The following is a 13,319-nucleotide window of genomic DNA, read 5'->3' as shown; positions in this document are numbered from 1 at the left end:
GGGGGTCTGGGGGAGGTCTGGGGGGAGCCCCCAGCAAGGGCCGACGGTAGCGGGCCGGGCTACTCGACCGAGCTCGGCTGGACGGCCGCCTCCCGCTTGATGGCCGCGTCCCGTCGGCGGACGTACCACACGCCGATGAGGCCGAGGCCGCCGCCGGCCAGGCAGGTCCAGATCCACCAGGTGTGGCCGCGGTCGGCGTACCAGCCGTAGAAGGGGAGCTGGGCGAGGAAGAGGACGAACCAGACGATCGTGCCGCCGGTGATCGTGGCGACCACGGGGCCTTCCAGCGGCTCCGGTGCCTCGTGCTTGGGGGTCCACTTCTCCATGAGCACAGCTTACGAGGCGATCAGGTCTACGCGCGGAGATGGCGTTCACGGAGTTATATGTTCATACTGAAACGGTTTGTGTTTGGCAACTTATATTCGTAGGAAACACCAAACGGGCTAGGGGGACGCCCGCTGGTGACGAAAGGTCACGCATGTCCACCTCGGCCCCAGCCAAGGTCCCCGCCCCGGAACAGCCGGGCAACACGCCCGCGTACGGCGCGATCGACCGCTACTTCAGGATCTCGGAGCGGGGCAGCACACTGTCGCGCGAGGTCCGCGGCGGTTTCGCCACCTTCTTCGCGATGGCGTACATCATCGTGCTGAACCCGATCATCCTCGGCAGCGCGAAGGACGTGTACGGGCATCAGCTCGACCACGGCCAGCTGGTCACGGCCACAGCCGTCACCGCCGCCTTCACGACCCTCCTCATGGGCGTCATCGGCAACGTGCCGATCGCCCTCGCGGCCGGTCTCGGCGTCAACTCGGTCGTCGCCCTCCAGCTCGCGCCCCGGATGTCCTGGCCGGACGCGATGGGCATGGTCGTCCTCGCCGGGTTCGTCGTGATGCTGCTCGTCGCCACCGGCCTCCGGGAGCGCGTGATGAACGCGGTGCCCTACAGCCTGCGCAAGGCGATCTCCATCGGCATCGGCCTGTTCATCATGCTGATCGGCCTCGTCGACTCCGGCTTCGTCAGCCGTATCCCGGACGTCGCCCAGACCACCGTCCCGCTCCAGCTCGGCGGCGACGGCCACCTCAACGGCTGGCCGGTGCTGGTCTTCATCCTGGGCACCCTGCTCACCCTCGCGCTGATCGTGCGCAAGGTCTCCGGGGCGATCCTCATCTCGATCGTGTCGATGACCGTGCTGGGCCTGATCATCAACGCGGTCGCGCACGTGCCCACCTGGGGCCTCACCACCCCGAAGTGGCCGGGCAGCCCGGTCGCCACCCCCGACTTCGGGCTCATCGGCCAGGTCAGCCTCTTCGGCGGCTTCGGCAAGGTCGGCGCGCTGACCGGCATCCTCTTCGTCTTCACCGTGCTGCTGTCCTGCTTCTTCGACGCCATGGGCACGATCATGGGCGTCAGCGACGAGGCCAAGCTCACGGACGCCCAGGGCCAGATGCCCGGCATCAACAAGGTGCTGTTCGTGGACGGCATCGCCGTCGCCGCCGGCGGCGCCAGCTCCTCCTCGGCCACCACCTGCTTCGTGGAGTCCACCGCCGGCGTCGGCGAGGGCGCCCGCACCGGCTTCGCCAACATCGTCACCGGCGCGCTGTTCGCCCTCGCCCTCTTCCTGACCCCGGTCGCCACGATGGTCCCGTCCCAGGCGGCCACCCCGGCGCTGATCGCGGTCGGCTTCCTGATCCTGGCCGGCTCCGTCAAGGAGATCGACTGGGCCGACTACACCCTCGCCATGCCGGCCTTCGTGACGATGGTGATGATGCCGTTCACCTACTCGATCACCAACGGCATCGGCATGGGCTTCATCACCTTCGTGGTGCTGCGCCTGGCGGCCGGCCGCGGTCGCGAGATCCCCGTACCGATGTACGTCGTCTCCGCCGTGTTCGCCTTCTACTACCTGATGCCGGCCCTCGGCCTGACGTGACCGCCCGGGTCGCGTGATCGTCCGGGTCGCCTGATCGTCCGGGCCGTCCGGGCCGTCCGGGTCACGTGACCCCGTAGAACCTCTCCGTCTCCTCGACGGCGGTCTGGAACCGCTCGTCGAAGTCGTTCCGAATGAGCGTCTGGACCACGTAGTCCTGGACGCTCATTCCTCTTTTGGCGGCCTGATGACGGAGCCGTTCGAGCAGCTCGTGGTCTATGCGCAGGCTGAGCACGCTGGTCCCCATGCCTACGAGGGTCGCGGCACCCTTCGGCGCGTTGCGTCACGTTCCGCACCGGGATCACCCGAATGAGTGATGTTGGGGTTCAGTGGCCAGGGTCACGGGTGTATGACCGTGTCTCCGGTGGTCTTTAGGGAGAGTAATGAGTTACTCTAAAGAACATGCCGGACCTTACCCATGGCGACGACGCTGCCGCCGTGAACTCACTGCGCTCCGCCGTGATGCGACTCTCGCGTCGCCTCAAGCACCAGCGCGTCGACGAGTCACTGAGCCCCACCGAGATGTCGGTGCTGGGCACCCTGTCCCGCTGCGGCAGCGCCACCCCGGGCGAGCTCGCCCGCAAGGAGCACGTGCAGCCGCCCTCGATGACCCGCATCGTGGCCCTGCTCGAGGCCAAGGGGCTGGTCCGTCTGGAACCGCACCCCGAGGACCGGCGCCAGAAGGTCGTCACCCAGACCGAGCAGGCCGAGGCGATGCTCGAGGAGAGCCGCCGCAAGCGCAACGCTTTCCTGGCCGGCCTGGTCGACGGCCTCGACGAGGACGAGTGGGCCAAACTGCGCGCCGCCGCCCCCGTGCTGGAAAAACTCGCACACCTCTGAGTACCGAGTGCCTATCGAACCTCTGGTACCGAGTGCCCGTCGCACCTCTGGTACCGAGTGCCTATCGCAAGGAGGCGAACCCTTTTGAGTACGGGACCCGGAGCAACTTCCGCCCCCGCACCTACCCACCACGACTCCCCATCCGCCCCCCGGCGCAAGTCCTCGATGTTCAGCTCGCTGAAGATCCGGAACTACCGCCTCTTCTTCATCGGCCAGGTCGTCTCCAACACCGGCACCTGGATGCAGCGCATCGCCCAGGACTGGCTCGTACTCAGCCTCACCGGCTCCTCCGCGGCCGTCGGCATCACCACGGCCCTCCAGTTCCTGCCGATGCTGCTCTTCGGTCTGTACGGCGGCGTCCTCGTCGACCGCCTGCCCAAGCGCCCCACGCTGCTGGTCACCCAGGCGTCGATGGCCCTCACCGGCCTCGCGCTCGCCGCGCTCACCCTCACCGGGCACGTCCAGGTCTGGCACGTCTACCTCGCCGCCTTCGCCGTCGGCCTCGCCACGGTCGTCGACAACCCGGCCCGCCAGTCCTTCGTCGCCGAGATGGTCGGCCCCCAGCAGCTTCAGAACGCGGTCAGCCTGAACTCGGCCAACTTCCAGTCCGCCCGTCTGGTCGGCCCCGCCGTCGCGGGCGTCATGATCACCGGCGTCGGCACCGGCTGGGCCTTCCTCTTCAACGGCCTCTCCTTCGTCGCGCCCATCGCCGGCCTGCTGCTGATGCGCGCCCGCGAGCTGCACGTCGTCGAGCGGGCGCCCAGGGGCAAGGGCCAGCTCCGCGAAGGCCTGCGCTACGTCGCCGGCCGCCCGGACCTCATCTGGCCGATCGTCCTCGTCGGCTTCATCGGTACTTTTGGCTTCAACTTCCCGGTGTGGCTGTCGGCCTACGCCGACGACGTCTTCCACGCCGGCGCCGGTGCCTACAGCCTCTTCAACACCCTCATGGCGGTCGGCTCACTGGTCGGCGCCCTCCTCGCCGCCCGGCGCGGAACGGCCCGGCTGCGCGTGCTGATCGCGGCCGCCGCGGCCTTCGGCACGCTGGAGATCGTCGCCGCGCTGGCCCCGTCGTACTGGCTGTTCGCGCTGCTCATGACCCCGATAGGGATCGCCGGCCTGACGGTCAACGTCACCGCGAACACCGCCGTCCAGATGGCCACCGACCCGGCCATGCGCGGCCGGGTGATGGCCCTGTTCATGATGGTCTTCATGGGCGGCACGCCGCTGGGCGCCCCGGTCGTCGGCTGGATCACCGACACCTACGGCCCCCGCGTCGGCTTCGTCCTCGGCGGTGTCATCTCGGCCGCCGCCGCCGTCACCATCGGCCTGGTCCTGGCCCGCATCGGCGGCCTGCGCCTGTCGGTGGGCTGGCACCACGGCCACCCACGGGTCCGGTTCGTACCGCGCGAGCGGGAGCAGCTGGCGACGGCGGCGTGAGGGCCGCGGTGTGAGGCCCGCGGTCTGAGGCCCGCGGTCTGAGGCCCGCGGTCTGAGGCCCGCGGCGTGAGGGCCGCGGCCCAAGGAGGAGATCCCCGGGGGCTGGGTGCGCTACACCCTCCGGGCCAGCACCTGCCCCGGCCACTCGTCCTCGCCGTAGGTGAAGGACTCCGTCGGCATGAAGCCGTTGCTCTCGTAGTAGGCGACCAGCTTGCGGTCGTCACCCGCGTAGCAGTCCACCCGCAGCAGGGACACCCCCGCGCGGCGGGTTTCCTCGACGGCGTGCGCAAGCAGCGCGGCACCGGCGCCATGGCCCTTGAAGCGGCGGTCGGAGGCGAGGAGGTGGATGTAACGCTCGGGCTCGTCTGCGGGCTCCAGGTACGGTCCCGGCGCCTTGCTGAGCGTGAGGGTGGCCGCTGGGATACCGCCGACCTCGGCGATGAAGGGCGAGCTCTCGGTGACGTACCGGTGGACCATATCCACGGCCCTGGGGTTCTCGGACCACGGCGTGGTGCCCCACTGCCGCGTCCGCCCCTGCGCGACGAGCCACTCCACCGAGCTGTCGAGCATGGCGAGTATCACGGGGATGTCGTCGGGGCCGCCTTTTCTGATGTTGATCTCCATCGCCTCATGATGGCAGCCCGCCGATGACACTCTGGTGCTTATGAGACTCTTCGCCGCTGTGCTGCCCCCGAAGGACGTGACCGAGCAACTCGCCGCGGAAGTAGCCGAATTGAAGAAGCTCCCCGGCGCGGACGCCCTCCGCTGGACCGGCCGCCCCGGCTGGCACTTCACCCTCGCCTTCTACGGAGAGGTCGACGAGGAACTCGTACCCGACCTGTCGGCCCGCCTGAAGCGCGCGGCCGGCCGCACCCCGTCCTTCCCGCTGGCACTGCACGGCGGCGGCCAGTTCGGTCACGGCCGGGCCCTGTGGACCGGGGCCGAGGGCGACCTGCCGGCCCTGCGGCTGCTGGCCGAACGCGCGGAGGCGGCGGCGCGCAAGGCGGGCGTGCCGATGGGGGAGCACCGCCGGTACAAGGCCCACCTGACAGTGGCCAGGAGCCGGGACACGGTGGACGTACGCCCGTACGTGGACTCCCTCGCCCGATTCACCGGCAGCACCTGGACAGTCGGCGAGCTGGTGCTGGTCCGCAGCAACCTGCCGAAATCCGGGGTCCCCGGGGAGCAGCCCCGGTACGAGGCGGTCGACCGCTGGGCACTCGGCGGGGTCGCCGGCGGGGCCGGTTAGGCTCGGATACGTGGACCCGAAAACCCGGAACCGGATCATGGCCGGTGCGCTTGTGCTGATGTTCGTGTTGGTGGCGGTGGCGGCGGCGGTCGGAAAGTAGACCGTGGATCAGTGGACCGTCGATCAGTGGATCAGTGGATCAGTGGACCGTGGATCAGCGGACCGTGGACCAGTAGGCCTTAGACCGCCGCCGCCACGCCGCCCGCCCGGCCTGCTACCAGGCGAAGGCCTCCGGTGACGGCCCCGGGCCCGGGAAGATCTCGTCCAGCCCGGTCAGCACCTCCGCCGACAGCTCCAGCTCCACGGCCCGCACGGCGGACTCCAGCTGTTCGGCCGTGCGCGGACCCACGATCGGACCGGTCACCCCGGGCCGGGTCAGCAGCCACGCGAGCGCGACCTCGCCCGGCTGGAGACCGTGCTTGTCGAGGAGGTCCTCGTAGGCCTGAATCTGATCCCGGACGGCGGTGTTGGCGAGGGAATCAGCGGCCCGGCCGCCGGCCCTGCGCCCGCCCTCGACCTCCTTCTTGATGACCCCTCCCAGCAGCCCGCCGTGCAGCGGCGACCAGGGGATCACCCCGAGCCCGTATTCCTGCGCGGCCGGGATCACCTCCATCTCGGCACGGCGCTCGGCGAGGTTGTACAGGCATTGCTCGCTGACGAGGCCGATGGTGCCGCCGCGGCGGGCTGCGATCTCGTTCGCCTGGGCGATCTTGTAGCCGGGGAAGTTGGAGGACCCGACGTACAGGATCTTGCCCTGCTGGACGAGGACGTCGATCGCCTGCCAGATCTCCTCGAACGGGGTGCGGCGGTCGACGTGATGGAACTGGTACACGTCGATGTAGTCGGTCTGCAACCGCTTCAGGCTGGCGTCCACCGCCCGCCGGATGTTCAGCGCGGAGAGCTTGTCATGGTTGGGCCAGGCCTCGCCGTCGGCGGCCATGTTGCCGTACACCTTGGTGGCGAGCACGACCTTGTCACGGCGCTCGCCGCCCTTGGCGAACCAGTTCCCGATGATCGATTCCGTACGGCCCTTGTTCTCGCCCCAGCCGTACACATTCGCGGTGTCGAAGAAGTTGATGCCCGCGTCCAGCGCCGCGTCCATGATCGCGTGGCTGTCGGCTTCCTCCGTCTGCGGGCCGAAGTTCATGGTGCCGAGGACGAGTCGGCTGACCTTGAGTCCGGTACGTCCGAGCTGCGTGTACTCCATGGGGCACAAGCCAACGGCTTGGAGTGCGCTCTATGCAAGCGATCGGAGGAAGGCGCGCCAGGTGGTGGGAGTTACGTGGATGGTGGGGGTGGTGGGGGACTTGGAGTCGCGGATGTGGATGGTGGTGGGAGCCACGGCTATCTCTATGCACTCGCCTTGATCGCCGCTGTGGCTGCTCTTGAACCAGTGGAGGTCCGCGCTCATAGTCCCTGTGCCACCTCATTGATCCGTTTCGCGGACTGATCGGGGTTGAGAGCCTGCGCTCGCAGAATGCCATACCTGGCGAACAGCTCCGCCAGGTCGGGTTGTTCGCTGACGAAGTAACCCCCGCTCGGGCCTTCCACGTAGGCGAGGTGGCGGTGCGCGGCCGTCTCCAGAAGGATCATGGGACCGTTCAGTCCGGCGTGGGCTTGACGGTCGTGCGGCATGACCTGGATCTCGACGTGACGGAGCCGGCCGATGTCCAGGATGTGCAGCAACTGCTCCCGCAGCGCTTCCGGGCCGCCCAGCGGGCGGGTCAGGGTGCTCTCTTCGAGTACGTAGCTCACGAGCGGCTTGGGTTTGCGGTCGAACAACTGCTGACGTTTGAGGCGCGCAGCCACCCGGCTGTCGATCTCCTCGTCATCCAGCGCGGGGACGTGGCAGTTGTAGATGGCTCGGGCGTAGGCCTCGGTCTGAAGCGAACCCGGAATCACGTGGCTCTGGTACACGTGCAGGGCGGCCGCCTTCTCCTCCTCGGCCAGATAATCCTCGGTCCATGGCCGTAGTCCGCCCCGCCCGAACTCCTTCTCCGCGACCACCAGCAGTGCACCTTGTGCACCGAGTACTCGGTCGGCGATCTCGACGAGCTGCCCCTTGGGCGACCGCTCACCGCGCTCCACCATCGCGACCTGGGACTTGGAGTAGCCGACGTGTCTGCCGAGGGCTTCCTGGGTCATCCCGGCCCGCTCCCGATGGAACCGAAGCAACGCACCGAAGGACTCGGACCCCCGTTCACCGGAGTGCACACGGACCTCCCCAACCGCACAGCGCCACACGGGCGTCGCATATCTCTGGTCACAGTATGTAAGCGAACGCGACGCTTTGAGCCATGAACGAGAGAATCGCCGCCCCGTGGATCCCGAGCTGGATCCCCGACTCCGGCCACGCCCTGCGCCACGCGGGCATCCACTTCGACGCCGTACGGATCGGAGGTGCCGTGGGTGAACGTGTCGCCTCGGAACTGATGTCGGCGACGGACTTCGATGCGGGACCGATCGTCCAGGAGGCCAAGGGCGAGCGGAACACGTACTTCCTGCTCTCTCCGGGCAGTGCGACAGCATTCCGCTGGCCACCGGGGGTGCGGGCGCTGACCCGGGCCGACCGGGGTCTGGCGTACGTCGGCGTACCCGCGCTCAGTGGAGACACATGGCCGCTGGGCTGGCGGTCGACGCCCTCGGCCGGGGTGCCGTACGTCGAGGCGGGGCTGTTGTGGACGGCGGTGGGGCGGGTGAGCTTGCCGCCGGTCGGGCGGTGACCCGTGGGGGCCGAGGTGGGTGGGGCCCTGCGGTCGGCTGGGATGTGGGGCGGGGGTTGGGCGGGCGGCCCCACGGCAACCATTCAGCTGGACCCCAGCCGTAGCATCTGGACCCGAGCCGACACCCCGTAGCGGTCCCTGACGCCGCAGCGGAACACGCATTGGCAGATCATCCGCCGGTTCCTGTGGGCCGTCGAGGACAGGTTCGGCAAAACGTTGCCCCCGACGATCTCAACCCTGAACCCTTCGGGGACGGGCATACGCTCAAGACGCTCGAACCACTCGTCCAGATGCTGGGTGTTCGCGTCGGCGTCGGCCATCTCGATCCCGTCTTCAAGGACGGTCATCGTGGCGCTGCTCCCCGGCTGCTCCACGGACAGACGCAGCCGCGCGGTACAAACGATACGTACCGTGACCGGGACGGGCCGGGATCAAGTCATCATGTTCCAGCCACGTACGCCTGTCCGACCCCCCACTCCTCCCACATGGCCCCCGCGAACACCCCCGCCAGCTTCCGCTCCCCGCTCTCGTTCGGGTGGGTGCCGTCGTACGTGTCGGTGTGGAAGTCGTACGACTCCGGGATCGGGGCCAGCAGGAGGGAGGAGGTGGGCTCGTCCAGGTCCGCGACCGTCTTCTCCAGCAGGTCGTTGAAGGCCGTCACCTGCACGGCGAAGGAGTCGTCCGCCGCGGCCCGGATGTTCGGGATCACCGGCAGCAGCACCATCCGCACCCGCGCGTTCGCCTCCCGCGCGGCCGCCACGAACGCCCGGACGTTCTCCGCCGTCTGCTCGGCGTTCGTGTAGAAGCCGAGGTCGATCAGGCCCAGGGAGACCAGCAGGACGTCCGGTCGGTACTCGCGTACCGCGTCGCCGATCAGCGGGACCATGTGGGCCCAGCCCTCGCCCCAGCCGGCCAGGTGGGCGCGGGGGAAGTCGGGGTCGGCGTAGGCGTACGAGGTCGGGGCGTCCGTCGTCTTGTCGTGGAGCGTCTCGCGCGGGCCGACGAAGGTGAAGGGGCCGCCGTGGGTGGCGCAGAGGTGCTGCCACAGCCGGTAGCGCCATGTGTATTCGCCCGCGCTTCCGATCGTCATGGAGTCACCGACGGGCATGAACCTGAGCATCCGCTCATGATGAACGATCACGGGACCGGGTGGGATGTGAGGCCCACCACGCCCGTCGTACGTCCCCCGGCCCTCCGTCCGTCCGTCAACGGTCCGCCGGGATGGCAGGCTTGGGGGCATGCGCCGATCGCTCGCCCTGCTCGCCGGGGTTCTGCTCACGGGTGTGTTCGCCGTGCCCTCCTCCGCCGCCGACGGTGACGGCGCCGGTGACCAGGGTTTCACGATCAAGGACCCGAAGATCACCGAGTCCAGCGGCCTCGCCGCCTCCCACCTGCACCCCGGGATCTACTGGACGCACAACGACAGCGACGACGGCCCGTACATCTACGCCGTGGACAGCAGGACCGGGAAGACCGTCGCCACCCTGACCCTGAAGGGCGTCGGCTCCCCGCGGGACGTGGAGGCGATCTCCATAGGGCCCGGGAACGAGATCTACGTCGGGGACATCGGGGACAACCTCGGCGGCAAGTGGCCTTATGTGTGGGTTTACAAGCTGCCCGAGCCGAAGGTGCTGAAGGACCAGACCGTCACGGCCACCCAGTACGTCGTCAAGTACGCGAACGGGCCCCGGAACGCCGAGTCGCTGCTCGTCCATCCCAAGACCGGGCGGGTCTACATCATCGACAAGAACGAGGACGGGGGGCACCTGTACGAGGGGCCGGCCCAGCTCTCCTCCTCCGGCGGCAACATCTTCAAGTCCGTCGCCACCATCGACCTGTGGGCGACGGACGCCGCCTTCTCGCCCAACGGCCGGCAGCTCGCCGTACGCGGCTACTTCGGTGGCATCTACTACGACTGGGACGGCGGGAAGATCAAGCGGCGGGGCCGGCTGGACGTTCCCTTGCAGGGTCAGGGGGAGTCCGTCAGCTACTCGCCCGACGGGACCAAGCTCATGTACGGCAGTGAGGGCGCCGACAGCTCCGTGCAGGCGGAGGACGCCCCCAGCGGTGCCTCGTCCGGCAAGTCCTCGTCGGGCAAGGGGAGTTCCGCCTCCGGCGACGGTGGCAGCGGCAATAGCTCCACCGACGGCTTCAAGGTGGGCGCCGTCGCCGTCGCCGCGGGGGCCCTCGTCCTCTTCGGGTTGCGGCGGCTGCGGCGCCGGGGCTGAAACCGACCCCCACGCGATGTCTTGACGTGGGCATGGTGGCTCAGTTTGCTGGAGGTGCGCGGTGAATGGGAGCGCTCCCATCAGAGCGCTCCCATCGGTTCCGGGGCCGCGCCTCCCCCGAACCCCCCACGAGAGGACCCAGCCACATGTTCCGCAGCTTGCGAAGAGCGCTGTGCGCTGCCGCGGCGGCGCTCCTCATCCCCCTGGCGGGCGCGCAGACGGCACACGCCGGCAGCGCCGCCACCACCCCCGGAGCCGGTTACTGGCACACCAGCGGCCGGCAGATCCTGGACGCGGCCGGGCAGCCGGTCCGGATCGCCGGGATCAACTGGTTCGGCTTCGAGACCGGCAACTACGTGGTGCACGGCCTCTGGTCACGCGACTACAAGAGCATGATCGACCAGATGAAGTCGCTGGGCTACAACACGATCCGGCTGCCCTACAGCGACGACATCTTCAAGGGCTCCACCGTCCCCAACAGCATCGACTTCTCCAGCGGCAAGAACGCCGGCCTCCAGGGGCTCAACTCCCTCCAGGTCATGGACAAGATCGTCGCGTACGCCGGGCAGGACGGCCTGAAGGTCATCCTCGACCGGCACCGGCCCGACTCCGGCGGCCAGTCGGCGCTCTGGTACACCTCGTCCGTCCCGGAGTCGACCTGGATCGCCGATCTGAAGTCCCTGGCGGCGCGGTACAAGGGCCAGGACACCGTCATCGGCATCGACCTGCACAACGAACCCCACGATCCAGCCTGCTGGGGCTGCGGCGACCAGGCCACCGACTGGCGGCTCGCCGCCCAGCGCGCGGGCGACGCCGTCCTCTCCGTCAACCCGGACCTGCTGGTCTTCGTCGAGGGCGTGCAGTCGTACAACGGGGTCTCCGGTTGGTGGGGCGGCAACCTGATGGGGGTCGCCCAGTACCCGGTGCAGCTCAGCGTGGCCAACCGGGTCGTGTACTCCGCCCACGACTACGCCACCAGCGTCGCCCAGCAGAGCTGGTTCAGCGATCCCACGTTCCCCGCCAACATGCCGGGCGTCTGGGACAAGTACTGGGGCTACATCTTCAAGCAGAACCTCGCGCCCGTGTGGGTCGGCGAGTTCGGTACGACCCTCCAGTCGACCGTGGACCAGAAGTGGCTGGCCGCACTGGTGGGTTATCTGCGGCCGACGTCGACGTACGGTGCCGACAGCTTCCACTGGACCTTCTGGTCCTGGAACCCCGACTCCGGTGACACCGGCGGGATCCTCAAGGACGACTGGGTGACCGTGGACACCGTGAAGGACGGGTACCTGGCGAGCGTCAAGGCGTCGCTGTTCCCGGGCACGGGCGGCGGAAGCGGTGGTGGAGGCGGGGGAGGCGGGGGCGGTACCGCCTCGTGCGGCGCCACCTACACCGTCAGCAGCGACTGGGGCAGCGGCTTCAACGCCGACGTGAAGGTCACCAACACCGGGACCACGGCGGTCAGCGGCTGGAAGGTGACCTGGACCTGGAGCGGGTCGCAGCAGGTCACCAACATGTGGAACGCGTCGTACACGCAGACCGGCGCGACGGTCACGGCCGTCAACGCCGCCCACAACGGCTCGGTCCCCGTGGGCGGTTCGGCGAGCTTCGGCTTCGGCGGCGCGCCCGGGGGTGGGGGAGTGCCCACCCTGACGTGCACGGCCACATGAGAAAAGGGCGCCCGGTGCTCACCGGGCGCCCTCCTCGTCGTACCGAACTGCCGTCGGCGGCTACAGCCTGTCGGTCACAGCTTCTCGGTCAGAGCTTCTCGATCACGTAGTCGACGCACTTCGTCAGCGCCTCGACGTCCGCCGGGTCGATCGCCGGGAACATCGCGATGCGCAGCTGGTTGCGGCCGAGCTTGCGGTAGGGCTCGGTGTCGACGATGCCGTTGGCGCGCAGCACCTTCGCGACGGCCGCCGCGTCGATCTCGTCGGAGAAGTCGATCGTGCCGATGACCTGGGAGCGCTTGGCCGGGTCGGAGACGAACGGGGTGGCGTACTTCGACTCCTCCGCCCAGCTGTACAGGCGGGTCGAGGAGTCCTTGGTTCGGCCGGTGGAGAAGGCCAGGCCGCCCTGGCCGTTGAGCCACTCCAGCTGCTGGTTGAGCAGGAAGAGGGTGGCGAGGGCCGGGGTGTTGTACGTCTGGTTCTTGCGGGAGTTGTCGATCGCCGTGGGCAGCGAGAAGAACTCCGGGACGTGGCGGCCGGACGCGTGGACGCGCTCGGCGCGCTCGATCGCGGCCGGGGAGAAGACGCCGATCCACAGGCCGCCGTCGGAGGCGAAGGACTTCTGCGGGGCGAAGTAGTAGACGTCGGTCTCGGCGATGTCGACCGGGAGGCCGCCGGCGCCGGAGGTGGCGTCCACGAGGACGAGGGAGCCCTCGTCGGCACCGGCCACGCGCTTGATCGGCATGGCGACGCCGGTGGAGGTCTCGTTGTGGGTGAAGGCGTAGACGTCGACGCCCGCCTCGGCCTGGGCCTCGGGGTGGGTGCCGGGGTCGGCGGCAATCACGGTGGGCTCGGCCAGCCAGGGGGCGAGCTTGGCCGCCTTGGCGAACTTGGAGGAGAACTCGCCGAAGTTGAGGTGCTGGGACTTGTTCTCGATCAGTCCGTGGGTGGCGATGTCCCAGAAGGCGGTGGAACCGCCGTTGCCGAGGACGACCTCGTAGCCCTCCGGGAGGGAGAACAGGGAGCTGATGCCTTCGCGAACCTGGCCCACGAGGTTCTTGACCGGGGCCTGGCGGTGCGAGGTGCCGAGCAGCGAGCTGCCGGTCGCGGCGAGAGCGTCCAGCGCCTCGGTGCGCACCTTGGAGGGGCCAGCGCCGAAACGTCCGTCGGCGGGCTTGATGTCAGCGGGAATCTGGATGTCGGCCACGACTCGGAGGGTATCCGCTGGGCGAAACCGGACGGAAA

At 68.9% G+C, this 13,319-nt stretch carries 15 protein-coding genes and 1 pseudogene; 7 read left to right on the top strand and 9 right to left on the bottom strand.

The window, feature by feature from the left end:
- Window positions 1–59: 59 nt before the first annotated feature.
- Entirely contained in the window at window positions 60–326 is a 267-nt protein-coding gene (locus ACWGJM_RS01535) for a DUF2530 domain-containing protein (RefSeq protein ID WP_453409632.1), read from the bottom strand.
- Window positions 327–478: 152 nt separating this feature from the next.
- Between ACWGJM_RS01535 and ACWGJM_RS01530 the strand changes: the two genes are divergently transcribed.
- A complete protein-coding gene (locus tag ACWGJM_RS01530; protein WP_453409631.1) occupies window positions 479–1,930 on the top strand; it encodes an NCS2 family permease in 1,452 nt (483 codons plus the stop codon).
- 61 nt (window positions 1,931–1,991) lie between these two features.
- Here the strand turns inward: ACWGJM_RS01530 and ACWGJM_RS01525 are convergent, their stop codons facing one another.
- Window positions 1,992–2,174 (bottom strand): ribbon-helix-helix protein, CopG family, encoded by a 183-nt coding sequence (locus ACWGJM_RS01525; protein WP_453409630.1) that lies wholly within the window; start codon window positions 2,172–2,174, stop codon window positions 1,992–1,994.
- 155 nt (window positions 2,175–2,329) lie between these two features.
- On the opposite strand from ACWGJM_RS01525, the gene ACWGJM_RS01520 reads away from it, so the two are divergent.
- Together ACWGJM_RS01520 and ACWGJM_RS01515 are read left to right on the top strand one after the other, a co-directional pair.
- A complete protein-coding gene (locus ACWGJM_RS01520; RefSeq protein WP_453409629.1) occupies window positions 2,330–2,767 on the top strand; it encodes a MarR family winged helix-turn-helix transcriptional regulator in 438 nt (145 codons plus the stop codon).
- A 165-nt stretch (window positions 2,768–2,932) separates the two neighbouring features.
- Window positions 2,933–4,204 (top strand): MFS transporter, encoded by a 1,272-nt coding sequence (locus ACWGJM_RS01515; RefSeq protein WP_453409628.1) that lies wholly within the window; start codon window positions 2,933–2,935, stop codon window positions 4,202–4,204.
- Window positions 4,205–4,315: 111 nt separating this feature from the next.
- On the opposite strand, the gene ACWGJM_RS01510 is transcribed toward ACWGJM_RS01515, so the two are convergent.
- Entirely contained in the window at window positions 4,316–4,828 is a 513-nt protein-coding gene (locus tag ACWGJM_RS01510) for a GNAT family N-acetyltransferase (RefSeq protein WP_453409627.1), read from the bottom strand.
- 40 nt (window positions 4,829–4,868) lie between these two features.
- On the opposite strand from ACWGJM_RS01510, the gene thpR reads away from it, so the two are divergent.
- Window positions 4,869–5,453: an RNA 2',3'-cyclic phosphodiesterase gene (gene thpR / locus ACWGJM_RS01505; RefSeq protein WP_453409626.1), complete on the top strand. Its 585-nt coding sequence runs from the start codon at window positions 4,869–4,871 to the stop codon at window positions 5,451–5,453.
- Window positions 5,454–5,667: 214 nt separating this feature from the next.
- On the opposite strand, the gene ACWGJM_RS01500 is transcribed toward thpR, so the two are convergent.
- From ACWGJM_RS01500 to ACWGJM_RS01490, 3 genes are read right to left on the bottom strand one after another with little or no spacing between them, the layout of a single operon-like run.
- Window positions 5,668–6,660: an aldo/keto reductase gene (locus ACWGJM_RS01500; RefSeq protein ID WP_453409625.1), complete on the bottom strand. Its 993-nt coding sequence runs from the start codon at window positions 6,658–6,660 to the stop codon at window positions 5,668–5,670.
- A 30-nt stretch (window positions 6,661–6,690) separates the two neighbouring features.
- Window positions 6,691–6,864: a DUF397 domain-containing protein gene (locus ACWGJM_RS01495; RefSeq protein WP_453409624.1), complete on the bottom strand. Its 174-nt coding sequence runs from the start codon at window positions 6,862–6,864 to the stop codon at window positions 6,691–6,693.
- On the bottom strand, window positions 6,861–7,598 hold the full coding sequence (locus ACWGJM_RS01490; protein ID WP_453409623.1) for a helix-turn-helix domain-containing protein: 738 nt from the start codon (window positions 7,596–7,598) through the stop codon (window positions 6,861–6,863). The genes ACWGJM_RS01495 and ACWGJM_RS01490 overlap by 4 nt, the downstream gene beginning before the upstream one ends.
- Before the next feature lie 152 nt (window positions 7,599–7,750).
- Between ACWGJM_RS01490 and ACWGJM_RS01485 the strand changes: the two genes are divergently transcribed.
- Window positions 7,751–8,176: a hypothetical protein gene (locus ACWGJM_RS01485; protein ID WP_453409622.1), complete on the top strand. Its 426-nt coding sequence runs from the start codon at window positions 7,751–7,753 to the stop codon at window positions 8,174–8,176.
- 212 nt (window positions 8,177–8,388) lie between these two features.
- Here ACWGJM_RS01485 and ACWGJM_RS01480 read toward each other — a convergent pair.
- Window positions 8,389–8,523, bottom strand: a pseudogene (locus tag ACWGJM_RS01480) (Uma2 family endonuclease); the annotation flags it as partial.
- A gap of 92 nt (window positions 8,524–8,615) precedes the next feature.
- Window positions 8,616–9,296, bottom strand: coding sequence for a GDSL-type esterase/lipase family protein (locus ACWGJM_RS01475; protein ID WP_453409621.1), 681 nt, complete (start codon window positions 9,294–9,296; stop codon window positions 8,616–8,618).
- A 118-nt stretch (window positions 9,297–9,414) separates the two neighbouring features.
- On the opposite strand from ACWGJM_RS01475, the gene ACWGJM_RS01470 reads away from it, so the two are divergent.
- Window positions 9,415–10,404: a WD40 repeat domain-containing protein gene (locus tag ACWGJM_RS01470; RefSeq protein ID WP_453409620.1), complete on the top strand. Its 990-nt coding sequence runs from the start codon at window positions 9,415–9,417 to the stop codon at window positions 10,402–10,404.
- A 146-nt stretch (window positions 10,405–10,550) separates the two neighbouring features.
- Window positions 10,551–12,074 (top strand): cellulase family glycosylhydrolase, encoded by a 1,524-nt coding sequence (locus ACWGJM_RS01465; RefSeq protein WP_453409619.1) that lies wholly within the window; start codon window positions 10,551–10,553, stop codon window positions 12,072–12,074.
- Between the two features lie 88 nt (window positions 12,075–12,162).
- Here the strand turns inward: ACWGJM_RS01465 and serC are convergent, their stop codons facing one another.
- The gene (gene serC / locus ACWGJM_RS01460; protein WP_453409618.1) at window positions 12,163–13,281 is read right to left on the bottom strand and encodes a phosphoserine transaminase; all 1,119 of its coding nucleotides are present in this window, start codon (window positions 13,279–13,281) and stop codon (window positions 12,163–12,165) included.
- Window positions 13,282–13,319 lie beyond the last annotated feature (38 nt).

The organism is Streptomyces sp. NPDC054834, assembly GCF_053611185.1.
The sequence above is the reverse complement of the archived record's forward strand: the minus strand, read 5'-3'. Positions and strand labels throughout refer to the sequence as shown.